At 75.3% G+C, this 19,782-nt stretch carries 16 protein-coding genes; 4 read left to right on the forward strand and 12 right to left on the reverse strand.

What is annotated here, in order from left to right; genetic code table 11:
* Positions 1 to 49: 49 nt before the first annotated feature.
* From IEY96_RS28395 to xylA, 4 genes are read right to left on the reverse strand one after another with little or no spacing between them, the layout of a single operon-like run.
* The gene (locus IEY96_RS28395) at positions 50 to 1,465 is read right to left on the reverse strand and encodes an MFS transporter (protein WP_189197864.1); all 1,416 of its coding nucleotides are present in this window, start codon (positions 1,463 to 1,465) and stop codon (positions 50 to 52) included.
* 53 nt (positions 1,466 to 1,518) lie between these two features.
* A complete protein-coding gene (locus IEY96_RS28400; protein ID WP_189197865.1) occupies positions 1,519 to 2,628 on the reverse strand; it encodes a DUF5925 domain-containing protein in 1,110 nt (369 codons plus the stop codon).
* A 40-nt stretch (positions 2,629 to 2,668) separates the two neighbouring features.
* Positions 2,669 to 4,129, reverse strand: coding sequence for a xylulokinase (xylB, locus tag IEY96_RS28405; RefSeq protein ID WP_189197866.1), 1,461 nt, complete (start codon positions 4,127 to 4,129; stop codon positions 2,669 to 2,671).
* A gap of 11 nt (positions 4,130 to 4,140) precedes the next feature.
* A complete protein-coding gene (gene xylA, locus IEY96_RS28410; protein ID WP_189197867.1) occupies positions 4,141 to 5,328 on the reverse strand; it encodes a xylose isomerase in 1,188 nt (395 codons plus the stop codon).
* 53 nt (positions 5,329 to 5,381) lie between these two features.
* Between xylA and IEY96_RS28415 the strand changes: the two genes are divergently transcribed.
* Both IEY96_RS28415 and IEY96_RS28420 read left to right on the forward strand, forming a co-directional pair.
* Positions 5,382 to 6,641: an ROK family transcriptional regulator gene (locus IEY96_RS28415; protein ID WP_189197868.1), complete on the forward strand. Its 1,260-nt coding sequence runs from the start codon at positions 5,382 to 5,384 to the stop codon at positions 6,639 to 6,641.
* Positions 6,642 to 6,772: 131 nt separating this feature from the next.
* The gene (locus IEY96_RS28420; RefSeq protein ID WP_189197869.1) at positions 6,773 to 8,422 is read left to right on the forward strand and encodes a PP2C family protein-serine/threonine phosphatase; all 1,650 of its coding nucleotides are present in this window, start codon (positions 6,773 to 6,775) and stop codon (positions 8,420 to 8,422) included.
* A gap of 10 nt (positions 8,423 to 8,432) precedes the next feature.
* Here IEY96_RS28420 and IEY96_RS28425 read toward each other — a convergent pair whose 3' ends face one another.
* On the reverse strand, positions 8,433 to 8,957 hold the full coding sequence (locus IEY96_RS28425) for a MarR family winged helix-turn-helix transcriptional regulator (RefSeq protein ID WP_189197870.1): 525 nt from the start codon (positions 8,955 to 8,957) through the stop codon (positions 8,433 to 8,435).
* Between the two features lie 95 nt (positions 8,958 to 9,052).
* On the opposite strand from IEY96_RS28425, the gene IEY96_RS28430 reads away from it, so the two are divergent.
* Complete coding sequence (locus IEY96_RS28430; RefSeq protein WP_189197871.1) at positions 9,053 to 10,183, forward strand: PP2C family protein-serine/threonine phosphatase; 1,131 nt, start codon at positions 9,053 to 9,055, stop codon at positions 10,181 to 10,183.
* Positions 10,184 to 10,205: 22 nt separating this feature from the next.
* Here IEY96_RS28430 and IEY96_RS28435 read toward each other — a convergent pair whose 3' ends face one another.
* The 7 genes from IEY96_RS28435 to IEY96_RS28465 form a co-directional block, all read right to left on the reverse strand.
* Complete coding sequence (locus IEY96_RS28435; protein ID WP_189197872.1) at positions 10,206 to 11,690, reverse strand: sugar transferase; 1,485 nt, start codon at positions 11,688 to 11,690, stop codon at positions 10,206 to 10,208.
* 213 nt (positions 11,691 to 11,903) lie between these two features.
* A complete protein-coding gene (locus IEY96_RS28440; RefSeq protein WP_189197873.1) occupies positions 11,904 to 13,658 on the reverse strand; it encodes a VWA domain-containing protein in 1,755 nt (584 codons plus the stop codon).
* Positions 13,659 to 13,835: 177 nt separating this feature from the next.
* Complete coding sequence (locus tag IEY96_RS28445; protein WP_189197874.1) at positions 13,836 to 14,870, reverse strand: lactonase family protein; 1,035 nt, start codon at positions 14,868 to 14,870, stop codon at positions 13,836 to 13,838.
* A 150-nt stretch (positions 14,871 to 15,020) separates the two neighbouring features.
* Positions 15,021 to 15,623, reverse strand: a complete 603-nt coding sequence (locus tag IEY96_RS28450) for a GTP-binding protein (RefSeq protein WP_189197875.1) — start codon at positions 15,621 to 15,623, stop codon at positions 15,021 to 15,023.
* A complete protein-coding gene (locus tag IEY96_RS28455) occupies positions 15,604 to 15,993 on the reverse strand; it encodes a DUF742 domain-containing protein (protein ID WP_189197876.1) in 390 nt (129 codons plus the stop codon). The genes IEY96_RS28450 and IEY96_RS28455 overlap by 20 nt, the downstream gene beginning before the upstream one ends.
* Positions 15,983 to 16,399 (reverse strand): roadblock/LC7 domain-containing protein, encoded by a 417-nt coding sequence (locus tag IEY96_RS28460; protein ID WP_189197877.1) that lies wholly within the window; start codon positions 16,397 to 16,399, stop codon positions 15,983 to 15,985. Before IEY96_RS28460 ends, IEY96_RS28455 begins: the two co-directional genes overlap by 11 nt.
* Complete coding sequence (locus tag IEY96_RS28465; protein ID WP_189197878.1) at positions 16,399 to 18,693, reverse strand: sensor histidine kinase; 2,295 nt, start codon at positions 18,691 to 18,693, stop codon at positions 16,399 to 16,401. Before IEY96_RS28465 ends, IEY96_RS28460 begins: the two co-directional genes overlap by 1 nt.
* Positions 18,694 to 19,179: 486 nt before the next feature.
* Between IEY96_RS28465 and IEY96_RS28470 the strand changes: the two genes are divergently transcribed.
* The gene (locus IEY96_RS28470) at positions 19,180 to 19,773 is read left to right on the forward strand and encodes a hypothetical protein (protein WP_189197879.1); all 594 of its coding nucleotides are present in this window, start codon (positions 19,180 to 19,182) and stop codon (positions 19,771 to 19,773) included.
* Positions 19,774 to 19,782: the final 9 nt, after the last annotated feature.

Consider the following 19,782-nt stretch of genomic DNA (forward strand, 5'->3'; position numbering starts at 1 on the left):
GCAAGGAGGGGCCCCTTCCCACGCCTCGTGCGCGGAAGGGGCCCCTTTCTCACAGGCGGTCGGCGCGGGCGTGCAGCAGGTCGTGGACCTGGGCGATGTCCCGGGGCGAGGTGCGGGCGGCGAGCCAGTACATGAGGCCGGTCGGGATGAAGAAGAGCTGGAAGGCGGCCAGCCCGACGGCGTAGTTCAGCGGCGGCGGGAAGGCCGCCCGCAGCGCCTGGAAGGCCACCCCGACCAACCCGTTGCCGGCCGCCCGGCCGACCCCGTTGACCAGGTTGCCGAGGCTGTAGACGGTGCCCCGGTGCTCGGGCGGGTTGACGTCGGCGATCAGCGCGAACCAGTTGGGCGAGTTGGCCGAGGTGAGCGCGAGGGCGAGCACGGCGGTGAGCAGGCTCAGCCCGACCGTGGGCTCGGTGAACACGCTGGCCAGCACCGCCGCGATCACCGCGCCGGAGCTGCCGCCGTCCGGCACGTCGATCCGGATCGGCACGAGGAACAGGACCAGGTAGAACGGCACGGCCGCGAGGATGCCCACCGCCGCGACCAGGGCCCGGCCGCTCGGCGTACGCCGTTGCAGCGCGTCGCCGGCCAGGCCGCCCACGATCGAGAGCACCCCGCCGAGCTGGAACAGGGTGGCGAAGACGCTGCCCACCACCACGGCGGTGGCCGCCGAGTAGCCCTGCGCCTCGGCCCGCTGGCTGAACAGCACCGGCAACCAGACCAGCGAGCCGAACGCCGCCTGCGCGGTCAGCCCCTGGAGGACCAGCCAGCGGTTGGTCCGCCGGGCCAGGATCCGGGGCAGGTCGGCGCGGCTGATCCGGTAGTCGTACTCGGCGCCGGCGTCGAGCGCCGCGGCCAGCTCCGGCTCGCTCTGCCCGCGCCGGATGTCGTACGTGAACAGGTACGCCACGGTGGCGGCCAGGCCGACCACGGTGAGCACGAGGAACGGCCGCCGCCAGTCGGTGGCGCCGAGCAGCCCCCCGGTCAGCGTGCCGGCGAGCGTGCCGACGCCCTGGGACAGGCCCCAGAAGCTCATCACGAGGCCACGGCGGCGCGGCGAGATCAGGTCGGTGACCACGGAGAAGCCGACCGAGCCCACCGCGCCCAGCCCGACCGCGGCGACCAGTTGGGCGACCAGGAACGTCGAGTAGTGCTCGGCGAGGGCACTGCCCCCGGTGCCGGCCGCCCAGATCAGCGTGCCGACCATGAGCAGCGGCTTGCGGTTCGTCCGGTCGCCGACGTACGCCCAGGCCACCGCCGCGACCGCGCTGACCAGGAAGCTGACCGCGGTGACCAGGCCGAGCAGCCGCGACGACACGCCCAGCGCGCCGGAGATCGACCCGTAGAGCGGCGGGACCAGGCCGATGGCCACGTTGTCCAGCGAGGCGAGGACCACGAACACCACCACGCTGTAGAACCGGTGCGCCGCGTTCCCTTGCCGGGAGACCCTCGTGCCGCTGCTCATGCCGGGCAGCCAATCAGGTGCCGGTCACGGCCGGAACACGGGCCCCCACCCGGTCAGAGGTAGCCGCCGATCTCGACCGGCACCGCGCCGGCCGGCGACGTCCCGGCACGCAGCCCGTACAGCTCGGCGAGGGTGGCGCCCTGCGGCGGGACGCCGGCGGAGGTGCCGAGCCAGCCGGCCGCCTCGGCGTGCGACAGCGGGCCGACCTCGATCCGGGCCAGGCAGCGCCCGGGCCGGGTCACCGCCGGGTGCAGCCGGGAGAGGTCCTCGTTGGTGGTGATCGCCACCAGCACGTTGCGTCCCTGGCCGAGCAGCCCGTCGGTCAGGTTCAGCAGTCGGGACAGGGCCTGCCCGGTCGCCTGCCGGGCCTCCCCCCGGATCAGCTCGTCGCAGTCCTCGAGGATCAGCAGCCGCCAGCGGCGGCGCTCCTCGCCGTCGTCGCCCTCCTCGTGCTCCCCCACCGCCACCTCGGCGAGATAGGCGGGATCGCCGAAGAGCACCTCGGGGTCGAGGACGCAGTCCACCTGGCACCACTCGCGCCACTCGCGGGCGAGCGCGCGCAGCGCCGTGGTCTTCCCGGTGCCCGGCGGCCCGTGCATGAGCAGCAGCCGACCGGCGACCGTCTCGGGCGTCGCCACCATGAGGGCGTCCAGCCGGGTCGCCGCCGCGGCCGGATAGTTGGCCCGGATGTCGGACCAGGTCGGCGTGGTGATGCGCCGGGTGTCCCGCTGGGCGCCCCGGCGGGCGTTCTGGTGCCAGAAGCCGATCGGGCCGGTGTCCCGTTGCACCGGCTCGGCCCCGCCCGTGACGATCTCGTCCAGGACGGCCGCGCCGGTCGCCTCGTCGACGGCGGTGACCGTCACCTCCGCGCCCCGGCCACGCCAGCTCACCACCCGCACCGTCCAGCCGTCGCCGCCGGCGAGCCGGGCCACCCGGTTGCGCTCGATGGCCGTCCGGGTCAGCGTCGCGCGCTCGGGCACCAGCTCGGCCCCGGCCCGGACCTTGGCCAGGCGGACCGTCCGCGCCCAGGGGTGACGGCCGGTGACGAAGTCGGTCAGCAGCAGCGTGTCGATGACGTCGCCGGGGCTGTCGACGTCGTCGTACTGGAAGACGGGCAGCGGGTTGGGCCGGGCGGCGGCTCCGGTCGGGGAGGTCGGTGGCACGCCACGATGATCCCCGCCGGTCGACCGCCCGGCATCCCGTTTATCCCCGCACCGGGTCTTGTCCCCGCACCCGGTCGACGACGCGGTCCCGGGCGAGGGCGTAGCGCTCGCGGATGGCGGGGACGCCCGGCGACGCGTACTCCTCGGTGTCGCCGACCGACCAGGCGGGCGGCGCCGCCCCGCCCAGGGCGACCCAGGCGGCCTGCCGGGCGGCCCCGTCGGCGACGTACTCCCCGGGCGGGGGCACGACCACGGGCCGGCCGAAGACCTGCGGGGCGATCCGCCGGACGGCGGCGGAGCGGGCCCCGCCGCCGACCAGGATGATCCGGTCGGCGCGGGCGCCCTGCGCGGTCAGCGCGTCGAGGCCGTCGGCGAGCGCGCAGAGCATGCCCTCGACGGCGGCCCGGGCCAGGTGGGCCGGGGACGAGGTGCCCAGGGTCAGGCCGTGCAGCGCGCCGGTGGCGGTGGGCCGGTCCGGGGTCCGCTCGCCCTCCAGGTACGGCACCATGACCAGCCCGTCGGCGCCGGGCGGGGCGGCCAGGGCCAGCTCGCTCAGCGTGGCCAGGTCGACGCCGAGCAGCGTCGCGGCGGCGTCGAGCACGCGGGCCGCGTTGAGCGTGCACACCAGCGGGAGGAACCGGCCGGTGGCGTCGGCGAAGCCGGCCACCGCCCCGGTCGGGTCGGCGGCGGGCGTGTCGGCGACCGCGAAGACGGTGCCCGAGGTGCCGATCGAGACGACCACGTCGCCCGGACCGGCCCCGGCGCCCAGCGCGGCGGCGGCGTTGTCCCCGGTGCCCGGCCCGAGGAGGACCGGGCCGGCGGCGCTCGCGCCGAGCGCCGCCGGGTCGAGGTGCCCGGCGACCTCGGCCGGCCCGAGCAGCACCGGCACCCCGATCCGCCGTCCGAAGGCGCGTTCCAGCAGGTCGAGGCGGTATTCGCCGGTGCGCGGCGACCAGTAGCCGGTGCCGCTGGCGTCGCCCCGGTCGGTGCGCAGCGCGGCCAGGCCGGGGGCGCCGGCAAGCCGCCAGGTGAGCCAGTCGTGCGGCAGGCAGACGGCGGCCACCCGCTCGGCGTTGGCCGGCTCGTGCCGGGCCAGCCAGCGCAGCTTCGTGGCGGTGAAGCTGGCCACCGGCACGGCGCCCGTCGCGTCGGCCCAGAACCGGCGGCCGGCCTCCCCGCCGCCGGCCTCCTCGACCAGCTCCCGCGCGGCGTCGGCGGAGCGGGTGTCGTTCCAGAGCAGCGCCGGGCGGACCACCTGCCCCGCCTCGTCCAGGCAGACCATGCCGTGCTGCTGGCCGGCGACCGCGACGGCGGCCACGTCGGCCAGCCCGCCGGCCTCGGCGACGGCCGCCCGCAGGGCGTCCCACCAGGCGTGCGGGTCGACCTCGGTGCCCTCGGGGTGCGGCGCGCGGCCCTGCCGGACCAGCGCGCCGGTCTCCGCGTCCCGGACCACCACCTTGCAGGACTGGGTCGACGAGTCGACCCCGGCGACGAGCGGCATGGCGGCCCGCCTCAGCGCGCGCCGAGCAGGTGCTCGACGGCGAGCTGGTTGAGCCGGACGAAGCCGAAGCCCTTCGCACCGGCCGCGTCCGGGTCGAACTCCTCGAACGCCGAGCGGTCGGCGAGCAGGTCGGCGTAGCCCTCGCCCGGGCTCAGGGTCGGGGTGGCCAGCTCGGCCACCTTGCTGGCGGCCAGGGCCTCGGCCACCTCCGGGTCGGCCCGGAACGCCGCGGCCCGCTCCTTGAGCAGCAGGTAGGTGCGCATGTTCGCCGCCGCCGAGGCCCACACGCCGGTCATGTCCTCGGTCCGGGAGGGCTTGTAGTCGAAGTGCCGCGGCCCGTCGTACGCGGGGCCGCCGTTCGGCCCGCCGTTCTCCAGCAGGTCCACCAGGGCGAACGCGTTGAGCAGGTCGCCGTGGCCGAAGACGAGGTCCTGGTCGTACTTGATGCCGCGCTGGCCGTTGAGGTCGATGTGGAACAGCTTGCCCTGCCAGAGCGCCTGGGCGATGCCGTGGGCGAAGTTCAGTCCGGCCATCTGCTCGTGGCCGACCTCCGGGTTCAGGCCGACCAGCTCCGGGCGGGCCAGGGTGGAGATGAACGCCAGCGCGTGCCCGACGGTCGGCAGCAGGATGTCGCCGCGCGGCTCGTTCGGCTTCGGCTCCAGGGCGAAGCGCAGGTCGTAGCCGCGGTCGACGACGTACTGGCAGAGCAGGTCGACCGCCTCGCGGTAGCGGTCCAGCGCGGCGCGGACGTCCTTGGCCACGTCGTACTCGGCGCCCTCCCGGCCGCCCCACATGACGAAGGTGCGGGCGCCCAGTTCGGCGGCGAGGTCGACGTTGCGCAGCACCTTGCGCAACGCGTACCGGCGGATGTCCCGGTCGTTGCTCGTGAAGCCGCCGTCCTTGAACACCGGGTGGTTGAAGAGATTGGTCGTGACCATCGGCACGACCAGGCCGGTCTCGTCGAGGGCCTTGCGGAACCGGGCGATGTGCTGGTCGCGGGTGGCGGCGTCCGCGCCGAAGGGGACCAGGTCGTCGTCGTGGAAGGTGATCCCGTACGCCCCGAGCTCGGCGAGCCGGTGCACGGCCTCCACGGCGTCCAGCTCGGGCCGGGTGGCGTCCCCGAACGGGTCGCGGGCCGGCCAGCCCACGGTCCAGAGACCGAAGGAGAACTTGTCGGCGGGGGTGGGACTGGGTGCCATGGGGGACCTCCGGGTGGTGGCGTCGTCCGCAATTTGTTCAGTGGTTGAATTAAATGGCGGTCGTGTGGCAGTGTCAAGCGGTGAACAGCACCAGCAGCGCCGGAGCGGTCCGGCAGGGCAGCCTCCGCGAGCTCAACCTCGCGGTCGTGCTCCGGCGGATCGCCGCCGCCGACCGGCCACCGTCCCGCGCCGAGATCGCCGCCGGCACCGGACTGACCCGGGCCACCGTGTCCGCCGTGGTCGACGACCTGATCGCCGGCCGGCTGGTGGCCGAGGCGGAGCCCGCGCCGCGTACCGGGGCCGGCCGGCCCGCCCGTGGCCTGGTGCTGGCCGGCGACGGCCCGGCCGGGCTCGGCCTGGAGGTGAACGTCGACTACCTGGCCGCCTGCGTGGTCGACCTGACCGGGACGGTCCGGCACCACCTGGTGCGCCGCGCCGACCTGCGCCCGGTGCCCCCCGCCGACGCCCTCGACCGGCTCGCGACGCTGGCCGCCGAGGCCCGCGCCGCCGCCGTTCTCGACGGGCTGACCGTGGCCGGCGCGGCGCTCGCCGTGCCAGGCCTGGTCGGCGAGGGCGGCCTCGTCCGGCTCGCGCCCAACCTCGGCTGGCGCGACGTCGACGTGCCCGCCCTGCTCGCCGGGCATCCGCTCGCCGCGCCCGTCGACGGGATCCCCCCGCTGGTGGTCGACAACGAGGCCAACCTGGCCGCGCTCGGCGAACTGCACGCCGGCCCGCCCGGCTCGGCCAGCTTCCTGCACATCACCGGCGAGATCGGCATCGGCGCCGGCATCGTGCTCGACGGGGTGCTCTACCGGGGCGCGCGCGGCTGGAGCGGCGAGATCGGTCACATCCCGGTGCAGCCGCAGGGGCGGCCGTGCCGCTGCGGCGGCCAGGGCTGCCTGGAGCGGTACGCGGGCCAGGAGGCGATCCTGGCCGCCGCCGGCCTGGCCGGGGCGGACCTGCCGGCGGACACCGCCGCCACCCGGCTGGCCGACCTGGCCGGGGCGGGCGACCCGGCCGCCCTGGCGGCGCTGGCCGACGCCGGGACCGCCCTCGGGGTGGCCGTGTCGGGCGTGGTGAACCTGCTGGACCTGGACACCGTGGTGCTCGGCGGCGGATACGCCCCACTGGCCCCCTGGCTGCGCCCACCGGTGGTCGCGGAGATCTCCCGGCGGGTGCTCACCGCCGCCTGGTCGCCGGTGACGGTGCGCCCGGCCGCGCTCGGGGCGCGTTCCGCGGCGGTCGGCGGGGCGGCCTCGGTGATCCGCCGGATAGTCGAGCGGCCGGTCGGCTGGCTGGCCCGCTCCGGCTGACCCGGGCGCTCCTCGATGGGCGTTCGGCAGCCCCGCTCGGTACGCTTGCCCCCAGGCAACGGACCCGCAACCGAGGAGTGCACCGACAGCATGCGCACAGGTCGACTGACCGAAGCGCCCGGCCACCGGCGGTGACGACCGCCCGACGGGGCGGGGTCGCCGGCGAGGAGCAGACCTCCCCGGGCCGGCGGCCGGCCGGGACCGCGGTGCCGGCCGACGAGCGGCTCGCCCGCGAGCTGCTGGACGGGCTCGCCGAGGCCGTCGTCACCACCGACGAGGCCGGCGTGGTGACCCTGGTCAACGCGATGGCCTCGGAACTCCTCCCCGAACTCGCCCCCGGCGTCGACCTGGCCGGCTGCCCCGTGCCCGCGCTGGCCGGCGCGGTCCGCGCCGGCGGCGGGACCTTCGACACCGAGCACCACGGCCGGCTGCTGCGCGGCGTCCGGCGCGGCCTGGCCGGCGGCCACTGCGCCTGGTACGTGCGGGACGCCACCGAGGAGCGGGAACGCACCGAGGCCCTGGTGGCCGAACGGTCCCGGACCGCGTTCCTGGCCCGGGCCGGCAGCCGGCTCGGGCTCTCCCTGCACCGGCACCAGACGCTGCACGCCGCCGTGACCCTGCCGGTGCCCTACCTGGCCGACGCCGCCGTGGTCGTGCACCGCCCGGCCCCGCCCGCCGAGGACGAGCCGCACTGGATCCGGTACGCCACCGACGACCCGGGCCCGGCCACGGGTGTCGCCGGGTGGCGGGCCGCCGAGTCGGTGCCCGGGCTGATCGAGGCGCTCGCGGGCGAAACCACCGAGCCCAGCCCCTGGCTCGACGCCGAGCTGGCCGACCTGGCCGAGGTGCTGCCCGCGGGCTTCGGCCGGCCCGGCACCGTGCTGATCAGCCCGATGCGCAGCGCCGGCGGCCCGGCCGGCGCCCTGATCCTGGTCCGCCGGCCCGAGCGGACCGCCTTCGACCTGCGGGAGACCGAGCTGGCCCGGGAGTTCGCCGCCCGGGCGGGCGCGGCGCTGGCGGCCGCCGAGCTCTACGGCGAGCAGGCCCATCTGGCCCGCGTGCTCCAGAACAGCCTGCTCCCCCCGGACCTGCCGCCGCTGCGCGGCATGACGCTGGCCGGCGGCTACCGCTCCGCCGGGGACGGCCTGCGCATCGGCGGCGACTTCTACGACCTCTTCCCCACCGCCGACGGCGGCCTCTTCGCGCTCGGCGACGTCTGTGGCCGGGGCGTCGGCGCGGCCGTGCTGACCGGGCGGGTACGGCAGTCGTTGCAGACCCTGCGGCTGGTCGAGCAGCGCCCGCGGGAGCTGATGGTGCTGCTCAACCGCGCGCTGCTGGACGCCCCCGACGCGGCCCGCCGGGCCCAGTTCACCACCCTCCTGCTGGGCGCCCTGAGCCGCGAGCCGGACGGCGGGCTGCTGGTCCGGGTGGCCGGCGGCGGGCACCCGGCCCCGCTCGTGGTCCGGACCGACGGCCGGGTCGAGCCGGTCCCGGTGGGCGGCATGCCGGTCGGCTCGCTGACCACGGCCCGCTTCGTCGAGGCGGAGGTACGCCTCGCTCCGGGCGACCTGCTGGTGACGCACACCGACGGGGTGACCGAGGCCCGGGGTGGCCCCACCGGGCTGGAGATGTTCGGCGACGCCCGGCTGCGGCAGGCGCTCGCCGCCGGGGCCGGCCTGCCGCCGGCCGCGCTGATCGACCGGCTGCTCCAACTCGTCGACGAGTGGCTCGACGGCCAGGTGCACGACGACATCGCCATGCTGGTCGTGGCGGCGGGGTGACCCGGCCGGGTCAGGCGGTACGGGCCACCGGCGGCTCGCCCGGTGACTCCGGCTCGGCCAGCGGGTCGCCGATCCGCTCCCCCGAGGGCTGGAGCACCGGCCAGCCCTCCGCGGGGGCGGCCTCTCCGCGCCGGCCGACCTCGTCGAACTCGCGCATCCCGCGGACCAGCGCGGCCCGCCCCTCCGCGCTCATCCCGGCCAGGATCCGGTCCAGCCGGTAGCGCCGGTCGGCGCGCAGCTCGGCGAGGAGCCGGGTGGCCGTCGGAGTGAGGTGCAGGGCGATCTCCCGCCGGTCGTACCGGCCCGGCTCGCGCTCCAGCATCCCGGCCGCCACCAGCCGGTCGCAGAGCCGGCTCGCGGAGGAGAGCAGCATGTCGGTCAGGGTGGCGAGGCGGCGGAGGTTGATCCCGTCGTACTGCTCGACGACCATGACCGCCCGCAGCTGTGGGCCGGAGAGCCGACTCGTGGTCCGCTCGCGGGCCGCCTCCCAGACAGCCAGCAGGGTGCCCGCCGCCTCGTCGAGGGCAGCGGCCATACTCGCATCAGGTCCCTTGGGACCGCGTTCTTCGGCCATGGTGTGCCCGAGACTACCCGGCTCATCAGGCCGGCGACCTGTGCAAAGGAGCAAAGATGAGCGGACCGGTGGATCGGGCACGGCGGAGCCTCACCGAGGCGCCGACGGACCAGCTCGTCGACCGGCTCGCCACCGAGTTGGAACAGTCGTACGGGATCACCCGCACCGAGCTGTACCAGGTCGACTACCGGCTGGCCGCGCTGCTCCCGCTGTCCGGCGGTGAGCCGATCGTCACGCCCGGGCACCCGGCGTGGCGGTGCTTCGACCACCAGGAGCCGATCGTCTCCGAGGGCACCGGCTGGTTCCCGGTCGGTATGCGCGGCGAGCGGCGCGGGGTGCTCCGGCTCTCGCCGGTGCCGGCCGACCCGGCCGCCCTGGGCGCGCTGGACGCCGTCGCCACCGCGCTCGGTCACGAGCTGGCCGCCGTGGCGGCCACCACCGACATCTACCTGACCGCCCGGCGCAGCCGGCGGCTCACCCTGGCCGCCGAGATGCAGTGGGAGCTGCTGCCGGGCCGCAGCCGGATCCGCCCCTCGTTCAGCCTGGCCGGCCAGCTGGAGCCGGCGTACGCGGTGCGCGGCGACGGCTTCGACTGGTCCGACGACGGCCACCGGCTGTGGCTCTCGGTGGTCAACGGCTCGGGCGAGGGGGTGGCCGCCGCCATGCTCACCTCGCTGGCCACCCACGCGCTGCGCAACGCCCGCCGCGCCAAACTCGCATTGGCCGACCAGGCCGCCCTGGCCGACCAGGCGATCTACGCGCTGCACCGGGGCGAGCAGCACCTCTCCGCGCTCCTGCTGGAGCTGGACCTGGCCAGCGGGACGCTGGCCGTGGTCGACGCCGGCTCGCCGCGCCTGGTGCGGCTGCGCGACGGCGAGGTGACCGAGCAGGTCCTGGACAAGCAGTTCCCGCTCGGCATGTTCGAGGGCACCGACTACCGGGAGCAGCAGTTCCAGCTGCGCCGGGACGACCGGCTCTTCGTGGTCAGCGACGGGGTGATCGACGCGACCTCCGAGCGGGTCCGCTACGGCGAGACCGCGCTCGACCGCTTCCTGCGGCGGACGGGCCCCATGGAGCCGCTGGACGCGGTCCGGTCGCTGATCGGCGACCTGCGCGCCTTCGTGGCCGGCGACCTGGTCGACGACGCGGTCGTGGTCTGCCTGGACTGGCTCGGCCCGCAGCCCTGACCCGCCCCGGCCGCCCGCCGGCTCAGTAGGCGCCGCGGCTGTTGACCACCGCGCCGAAGGTCTTCCAGAGGATCGTCAGGTCGGCGGCGAGCGACCAGTTCTCCACGTAGTAGAGGTCGAGCCGGATGCCGTCCTCCCAGCTCAGGTCGGACCGGCCGCTGACCTGCCACAGGCCGGTCATGCCGGGCTTGACCAGCAGCCGGCGGGCCACGTCGCCGTCGTACCGGGCCACCTCGGAGGGCAGCGGCGGGCGGGGGCCGACCAGGCTCATCTGGCCGAGCAGCACGTTCGCCAGCTGGGGCAGCTCGTCCAGGGACCACTTGCGCAGCAGCCGGCCGACCCTGGTCACCCGGGGGTCGTCGCGCATCTTGAACATCAGGCCGTCGGTCTCGTTGCGCGCGGCCAGCTCGGCGAGCAGGGCGTCGGCGTTGACCACCATGGTGCGGAACTTGAAGACGCCGAACTCCTTGCCGCCCTGGCCGACCCGGGTCTGGCGGAACAGCACCGGGCCCCGGCTGTCCAGCTTGATGGCGAGCGCGATCACCGCCAGCAGGGGGGCCAGCAGGAGCAGGGCGATCAGCGAGATCGAGCGGTCGACCAGCCCCTTGACCAGCTTGCGGGCGCCCCGGAACTCGGGCGCCTCGACGTGGATCAGCGGCAGGCCGGCGACCGGCCGGGTGTGGATGCGCGGGCCGGCGACGTCGGTCAGCGCCGGGGCCACCACCAGCTCGACCCCGGTGCCCTCCAGCTGCCAGCCCAGCCGGCGCAGCCGGGTCGCGGTGAGTTCACCCGAGGCGGTGACCGCCACGGTGTCCGCGCCGATCGCGGTGGCCGCCTCGGGGATGCCCCGGAACGAGCCGACCACCGGCACGTCGCCCAGCCGCTGCGGCACCGGTGCGAGCAGCGCGTCGGGAATGCAGGCGCCGACCACCTGGTAGCCGGCGTACGGCTCCCGGCGCAGGGTGTGCACCAGTTCCAGCACGTGCGCGGTGTCGCCGACCACCAGCACCTTGCGGGACCAGCCGGCGCCCCGGTCGCGGGCGCGGTGCAGCCGCTTGCGGGCGGCGAACCGGGCCACCTCCAGGCCGACCGTGCCGACCGCGAAGGAGATGGCCAGGAAGCCCCGGGAGACCCCGACGTCGGCGATGTAGCCGGCGATGGCGATGCCGCCGGCCAGCCGCAGGCTCGCCGCGTTGACCCGCCGGTACTCGTCGGCGCCGTAGCCGAGCACCTGGTCGTCGTAGCAGCGCATCGCCTTGAGCGAGACCAGCCAGACCAGCAGCAGGGCGGGCGCGACCACCACGTACGGGATCTCCGAGCCGCTCGGCTGCTCGTCGCCGAACCGGGCCACGTAGCCGATCAGGATGGCCACGGCCAGCACGGCGGTGTCCAGCACCACGAGGAGCCGGATGTAGGCCCGCTCCGCGGCGCGGGTCGTCGGACCGGGGCGGTCGCCACCCGGTCGCGACGACGTGCTGGCGGGGGTCAACAGCGTCGCCGAGGTCACCGGCCCTCCCCACTTCGCTCAGGACGACCCCGCGCCGCGCGTTCCCGGTGGGAGAGCCGCGGTTCGGAGCACCCGGTCATCTTGCCTCGACAATTATGGTTACCGATTGCTTCGGACGCATTGCCGTCAGTTTTCACCCGGCCCCCGGGGCCGGGAAGCGTTCCGCCGTACCGGATCTGCCGGTACGGCGGAACATGTGCGCTGAGTGTCGGATCAGCGCGGCGCGGGCGGGCGCAGCGCGATCGCCTGCAGGAAAATCTCGCCGATCTTGCTCGGGTCGGTGGTGACGAAGGAGCCACCGCCGGTCACGTCCGTGATCGACTTGAGCTCGGCGCGGCTGACCTCGTTGCCGATGCCGATGATGATCACCTGCACCGGCTGCTCCTCGTCCCGCAGCTTCTTGAGCTGGTCGAGCAGCGCCTTCTGCGAGATGCCGTTGGCGTCGTCGTTCTTGCCGTCGGTGAACAGCACGATCGAGTTGACCTTGCCCGGCTCCCAGTCCTGCTGGACCTTCTTGTACGCCGCGAGCATGGTGTCGTAGAGACCGGTGTCGCCGTCCGAGGGCCGGATCGAGGCGAGGCCCTGCTGGAGCGCGCCCCGGTTGCTCGACAGCGGCTTGATCCCGATCACCTCGCGGTAGTCCTGCGAGCCGCTCAGGTTGGTGGAGAAGGTCCACAGGCCGATCGACCAGGAGTCGTCGAAGAGCCCCAGGCCCTGGCTGGCGGCGGCGACGGTGACCTGCTCCCGGCTGGCGCCGTTGGCGGTCGCCACCGGCTTCTTCATGGAGCCGGAGACGTCGATGACGCAGAGCATGCGACCGGACTGGGTGGCCACCGACCAGGTGGTGGTCGCCGTCTGGATGGCCTTCGGGTCGAGGTCGGCCGCGCCGCCCTGGCCGGACGGCGGGACGGCGCTCGCGCCGCCGTTCGCCGGGCTCGGCGCGCCCTGCGGCGCCTTGAACCCGTCGCCCCAGTTGCCGTCGGGGGCCCGCAGCGCCTGCGCCGCCAGCCGGTCCTTGAAGCTCGGCGTCCGCAGCACCTCGAAGAGCACCCGGGCCGCCGACGCCTTGGTCGGCTCGATGCCGGGCAGCACCGCGAACGGGTAGTCCAGCGCGATCGGGTCCGGCTTCATGTAGAGCGCGGCCAGCGGGATCGGCGGCTTGGTGTTGTTGTAGGCGATCACGTCCTCTTCCGACAGCGCCGCCGCGCCGAGCCCGTTGGCGATGGCCGTCGGGTCGGTGGAGCGCGGGAAGCGGGCGAGGAGGTCCTGCCGCAGCGAGGAGCGGTTGGTGGCCAGCGCCCGCAGCGCCCCGACCATCGCCTCCTGCGCCTGCGGCGAGCCGGCCTTGCCGGTGGCGCTGGCGGCGGCGGTCAGCGAGAGCAACCCGGACAGGCCGGCCGCGTCCTGGGTGGGCTCGACGATCCCGGCGCGCAGCGGCTTGCTGCTGGTGACCTGGCCCAGCAGGTCGGTCCAGCGGATCTCCTTCTCGGGCCAGCCGATCCGGGAGGCCACCGGCTCGGGCAGGGCGACCACGACCGGGCTGCGAGCGATCGAGGCGCCGTTGGCCGGCGCGAAGGCGGTGGCGCCACCGCTCTTGAGCCGGACCAGCCAGGTGGAGGAGTCCGGCACCCAGACGTCCGGGGTGACCGCGGTGCCGCTGGCCTGCCCGACCCCGGCCAGGGTGGCGCCGTGCTTGCTCGCCACCGCGGCGGCCACGTCGACCGGCTCGGCGGAGGAGACGTTCACGGCGATGCAGGTGTCGCCGACGGCCGCGCCGTCGGTGACCCACTGGTCGGCCGCCGCGCGTACGGCGGGGGCGATCTCCGGGGCCGCCGAGACGGACAGCTCGATTCGCCCCGAGCAGCTCGGGCCGGCCAGCTGCCGGTAACCGAACCAGGAGCCGGCTACGACGACAGCGAGCGCGGTCGCCGCGGCGACGGCACCTGCCCCGTGGAGCTTAGAACGCATGCGATGGCGGCCAGACACGGTGACCATCTTGCGTATCTCGTGGGGTTACTGCCACAACCGTTCGGACGAAAGTTACGCAGGAGAAACAGTTGATCGCCAAATCATCACTTTGAGTGAGTGGTCAGTCATCCCAGGTGATCAAAGTCCACTGCGGACGGTGGTTCGGTGACCGGTCGGTCACGGACGGATGCAGGTGGGGCTCGCCACCGGCACCGGCTCGCCCACCGGCTCGGGCACCCCGGTGCCCGGATCCACCTGGAAGATCCTGATCATGCCGGCCCGCTCGTCGGCCACGTAGAGGTGCTCGCCGGTCAGGACGAAGTGCCGCGGCCACTCGCCCCCGGTGTCCACCTCGGCCACCAGCTCGGGCGCCGCGCCGTCCAGCGCGAAGACCGCGACCGTGCCCACGCCCCGGTTGCCGACGTACAGGAAGCGGCCGTCCGGCCCGACGGCGACCTCGGAGGGCTGCACGTGCCCGACCCGGCCGCTGGCGTCCACCCGGACCCGCTGGTGCAACCCGTCCGGGGTCAGGTCGTACGCGGTGACCGTCCCGTCCAGCTCGCCGACCAGCCAGCAGCGCCGCCCGTCCGGGTGCCGGGCCAGGTGCCGCGGTCCGGCGCCGGCTGGCGTCCGCAGCCGGGGGGCGCGGGGCACCAGCCGTCCGGAGGCGGCATCGAGGTCGTACCGGTAGACGGAGTCGGTGCCCAGGTCGACGGCGAGCAGCGGCCCGCCGCCCGGGTCGGGCGAGACCATGTGGCAGTGCGCCTGCTCCTGCCGCTCCGGGTCGGCGCCGTGCCCCTCGTGCCGGACCAGGTCGCTGCGCTCCCCCGGCGTCCCGTCGGCGTCCAGCGGGAACACCGCGACGCTGCCGCCGCCGTAGTTCGCCACGAACAGGTGCCGCCCGTCCGGGGCGACCGCCAGGTGGCAGGGCTCCGCCCCTCCGGTCGGGCGTACGCCCAGCGGGTCGAGGTCGCCGCCCGGGCCGACCCGGAAGGCGCTCACCTGCCCCTCGGCCAGCTCGTTGACCGCGTAGAGCACCGGCAGCGCCGGATGCCGGACGAGGAAGGACGGCGACGGGGTGACCGCCACCGTGCCGAGCGGCGTCAGCGCGCCGGTCGCCGGGTCGCGCCGGGCGGCGACGATGCCCTCGGCCCGCCCGTCCGACTCCGCCGTGTAGCCCCCGATGTGGACGATCACGTCCTGCCCGGTCACCGCTCCCACCTTCCGCCGTCTCCACCGTCGATCAAACCAGAGGCTTCCCGGGGAGCCGCCCGGTTAGGCGTCATCCGGGGCACCGGTTTTCCGGGCGGGCCGGGCGGCGCGGTTCCGGGCGGGCCGGGTCGCGCCGGTGGGCGGACCGGGTCAGCCCACCGGCACCGGCTCGCCCCGCTGCCGCGCGACGTGCTCGACCAGCGAGATCAGCACCAGTTTCCCGGACTGCCGGTCCCGGGCGTCGCAGAGCACCAGCGGCACGTCCGGATCCAGGTCCAGGGCGTCGCGTACCGCCTCCAGGCTGAACTTGCGGGACCCGTCGAAGCAGTTCACCCCGACCACGAACGGGATGCCCCGCTGCTCGAAGTAGTCGATCGAGGGGAAGCAGTCGGCCAGCCGGCGGGTGTCGGCGAGCACCACCGCGCCGAGCGCCCCGAACGCCAGCTCGTCCCAGAGGAACCAGAACCGGTCCTGTCCGGGGGTGCCGAACAGGTAGACCTGGAGGTCGTCGTTGATGGTGATCCGGCCGAAGTCCATGGCCACCGTGGTGGTCGACTTCTGCTCGACCCCGGAGACGTCGTCGGTGCCGATGCCGGCGCCGGTCAGCACCTCCTCGGTCTGCAACGGCCGGACCTCACTCAACGCGCTCACCAGCGTCGTCTTGCCGGCGCCGAAGCCGCCGGCGATGAGGATCTTCAGAGCCAGCGGCACCCGCGGCGCGGCCGGCTCCCGGTCAAAGCGCACGGAGTCCACTGACCACCGCCTTGAGGATGTTGTCGTCGGGCAGGTGGGCGGCGGCCGGCGGCCGGCGCACCGTGACGAGCCCACGGGCGAGGAGGTCGCCGAGCAGCACCCGGACCACGCCGACGGCGAGATCGAGGTCGGCGGCGAGGTCGGCCACGGCCACCGGCCGCCGGGCCAGGTCGACGAGGCGCCGGTGCTCCGGCTGGAGACCGGGCACGCCGGTCGGGTCGGCCCCCGGAACCGTCAGCACGAACGCCACCAGGTCGAAGCCGTCGACCGGCGGGCGCACCCGGCCGCCGGTGAGGGTGTACGGGCGGACCACCGGGCCGGCGGCGGCGTCCAGCCACTCGTGCTGCGGGCCCGGCGACTCAGCCCGCATCGGTCGCCGCCGTGCGGGCCGGTGCACTGAGGTTCTCGCCGACGCGGATGACCAGCATCGCCATCTCGTACGCCACCAGGCCGATGTCGGCGTCGGCGTCGCTCACCACCGCCAGGCAGGCGCCCTGCCCCGCGGCCGTGACGAACAGGTACGCCGACTCCATCTCCACCACGGTCTGCCGGACCGCGCCGCCACCCACGTGCCGGGTGGCCCCCTTGGCGAGGCTGGAGAAGCCGGAGGCCAGGGCGCAGAGGTGTTCGGCGTCGGTGCGGTCCAGGTCGGCGGAGGCGCCGAGCAGGAGGCCGTCCGCCGACAGCACCACCGCCTGGCGGGCGGCCGGCACCCGCTCCACCAGGTCGTCGAGCAACCAGTCGAGATCGGCGTTCTGCCGCGTCGTGTGCACCACTAGGCGTCCCTCTCAGTCGCGGTTCGTTGGTCCGGAGCCGCGGGCGGCTCCGGCGGGGAGGGCTCGGCGGCGCCGCGGGCGCCGTCCCGGCGGCCGCGGGCGGTGCCGGCCTGGAGCGCGGACATGGCCCGGCGGGCCTCCTCGGGCGTGCGGTGGACCGGGTTGTCGACGACGACCGGCCGGGGGCGGGCCACCGGCCCGCGCCGGCGGACCCGGCGGGGCAGGCCGTCGCCGTCCGCCGGCGTCTCCACTCCCGAGGTACGCCCGGCGGGCAGCGGCAGCACCGCCGACTCGGGCCGCTCCCGGCCGGGCCGGGCGGCCCGCGTCCGGGGGACCGTGGCCAGCCGGGTCACCTTGGCCCTCCGCCGGTCGTCGAGCCCGGCGGCTCCGTCCGGGGCGGTCGTGCCGAGCGCCGGCTCGTCGGTGACCAGGTCCGACGGGACGAACACCACGGCGGTGATCCCCCCGGGGGCGGCCGGCCGCAGCTCGACCCGGACGCCGTGCCGGGCGGCCAGCCGGGCGACCACGAAGTGGCCCAGCCGGGCGCTGTCGGTCGGGTCGAACTCCGGGGCGCGGGAGAGCTTGCGGTTCGCGTCGGCCAGGGCCGGCGGCGACATGCCGAGCCCCCGGTCGGTGATCTCGATGGTGTAGCCGCCCGGCACGGTCCGGCCGGTGACGTCCACCCGGGTGCCCGGCGGGGAGAAGACGGTGGCGTTCTCGATCAGCTCGGCGAGCAGGTGGATCACGTCGCCGACGGCGCGGCCGAGCACCCCGGCCGGCTGCACCTCGCCCACGTCGACCCGGTCGTACGACTCGACCTCGGAGATCGCGCCGCGTACCACGTCGACCGCGGCGACCGGGTTGCGCCAGCCCCGCCCGGGGGCCGCGCCGGCCAGGATGACCAGGTCCTCGGCGTGCCGCCGGAGCCGGGTGGCGAGGTGGTCGACCTGGAACAGCCCGGCCAGCTCGTCCGGGTCCTCGGTACGCCGCTCCAGCCGGTCCAGCAGCGCCAGCTGCCGGTGCACCAGCCCCTGGCTGCGGCGGGCGATGTTGAGGAACACCTCGTTGAGGCCGCGACGCAGGGTGACCTCGTCGACGGCGGCCTGGACGGCGGTCCGGCGCACCTCGTTGAAGGCCCGGCCCACCTGGCCGATCTCGTCGCCGCCGTGGTCCAGCTCGGGCGCCTCGCGGGCGACGTCGACCTCCTCGCCGCGACGCAGCCGGGCCACCACGTCGGGCAGCCGGTGCTCGGCCATCTCCAGCGCGGCGGTGCGCACCCCGGTGAGCCGCCGGTCCAGCGACCGGCCGACCCGCAGCGCCACCAGCACGCAGGCCACGATGGCGAGCAGGCCGAGCACCCCGGCGGCGGCGAGCCGGACCAGGATGCGTACCGCCATCGGCACGGACCGCTCGGCGAGGGTGTCGGCGCCACGCAGCTCGAAGTCCCGCAGGCCCTGCGAGACCGCGGCGTAGCCGGCCTCCCAGGCCCGTACGTCCAGCCCGGCCGGCAGGTCGCGGGCGCGGACCAGGGTGTCCTGGAGGGCGCGCAGCCGGACGAACCCGTCCCCCTCGGTGAGCCGCTGGTATTCGGCGCGTTCGGCGGGCGGCAGGTCGGCCACCGCGTTCTCGGCCAGGAAGCGCTGGTTCTCGATGGTGCGGACCAGCTGCTCGTGCTCACCCTCGGCGTACCGGCCGGCGGTGACCGCGCCGGCCAGCAGCGCGTCGGCCTGGCCGAGCAGCTCCCGGGACCGGCCCAGCGCCGTGAGCGCCAGCGCCTCCCGGTTGAGCTGGGCGTCGGGCAGCGTGGCCATGCCGGAGAACGCCTGGAAGGCGGAGCCGATCATCCCGCTGTAGAGCCCGACGGCACCGGCCCGGTCCACCTTCCGGCTGTCGATGAAGCCCCGGCCGGCGGGCAGCGCGTCGAGCGCGGAGACCAGCTGGTCGAGCCGGGCGTCGAGCAGGTCGTCGGCGGCGTCGCGCAGCTTCTCCCCGTTGACCCGGCGCCGCAGCTCGGCGATGGCCCGGTCGGTGCGGGCGCGCTGCTCGGCCAGCACCGGCAGGGCGGTGTCGCCGGCGAGCTGGACGACCGAGAGCCGGCGTTCCCGTTGCAGCTCGGCGACCACGCTCTCGCCGGGGCGGCCCAGGTCGTAGAGGAGGGTACGCGCGGCGAGCAGGTCGAGGGCCGGCCCGAAGGTCAGCGTGGTGGCGAAGATCCAGAGTGCCAGCAGCCCGGTCACCGGACCGATGACCAGCGCGGTCAGCTTGGCGCGGATCGGCCAGTCTCGGGTGTTCATCAGACCTCGCCCGGGGGAAGGTGTCGCAGGGGTGGCGCCGGCACCGGCCGGAGGGGCCGCGACGCCGGGCCCCGGCCCGGGCGCCTTGGGCAGGATACGTAATCCCCAGCGGATGCACTACCGGCCGTCTCGCCCGTCACTACGGTCCGGAATGTTCGCTGTGGACACCGTTGGACGGGAACGCCCCGCCGGATGGGACCGGTGGACCGACCACCTAGGACGGCTCGGAGTCGACGCGCGGATCCGGCGATCCCGGGTGCACCTCCGCACCGGAGGTCCCGTGCGCCTCGCGCTCCACGTGGGCCACCCGGTTCTCATCCCACCCAGCGGCTCCTCCTGGAACGACTCAGATTCTCGCCGCGCCGGACGATGTGTGCCCCGCCGTGCCGTGGGCAGTTCACCCGGGCGCGATCGCGCAGGAAAGTGCCGCCGAACGGGATTGGCGATCACGCGCGGGAGGGAATACCAGCGGGCGAAGGAGGAGCCATGTCGCCCACGCAGGTAGTCGTCATAGTCATCGTCGTTGTGGTGCTCGCCGCGCTGGCCGCGGTCGCCGTGGTGGCGAGCCGCCGCCGGGCGCTCAAACAGCGCTTCGGCCCCGAGTACGACCGGGCCGTCGCCGAGCAGGACAGCCGCGGCGCCGCCGAGCGGGAGCTGCGGGAGCGGGAACGCCGCCACGCCGAGCTGGAGCTGACTCCGCTCAACCCGGAGTCCCGGGCCCGCTACGCCGCCGCCTGGGAGGAACTCCAGGTCCGCTTCGTCGACTCCCCGGCCGAAACCGTCGGCGACGCCGACGAACTGGTCAGCCGGCTGATCGCCGAGCGGGGGTACCCCACCGGGGACTTCTCCGACCAGATCGCCCACCTCTCCGTCGAGCACGCCCGCACCCTGACCCACTACCGGGACGCCCACGACATCCGGCTGCGCAACGAGCGCGGCGAGGCCGGCACCGAGGAACTCCGGCAGGCGCTGGTGCACTACCGGGCCCTCTTCGCCGACCTGCTCGGCGAGGACCCGGTCGGTCACCGGCCGCCGGAGCAGCGCCACCCCGACCACGAGCACGACGCCACGAGCCGCTGAGGAGGCCGC

It is taken from the genome of Micromonospora fulviviridis (assembly GCF_014648395.1).
Taxonomy (GTDB): Bacteria; Actinomycetota; Actinomycetes; order Mycobacteriales; family Micromonosporaceae; genus Micromonospora; species Micromonospora fulviviridis.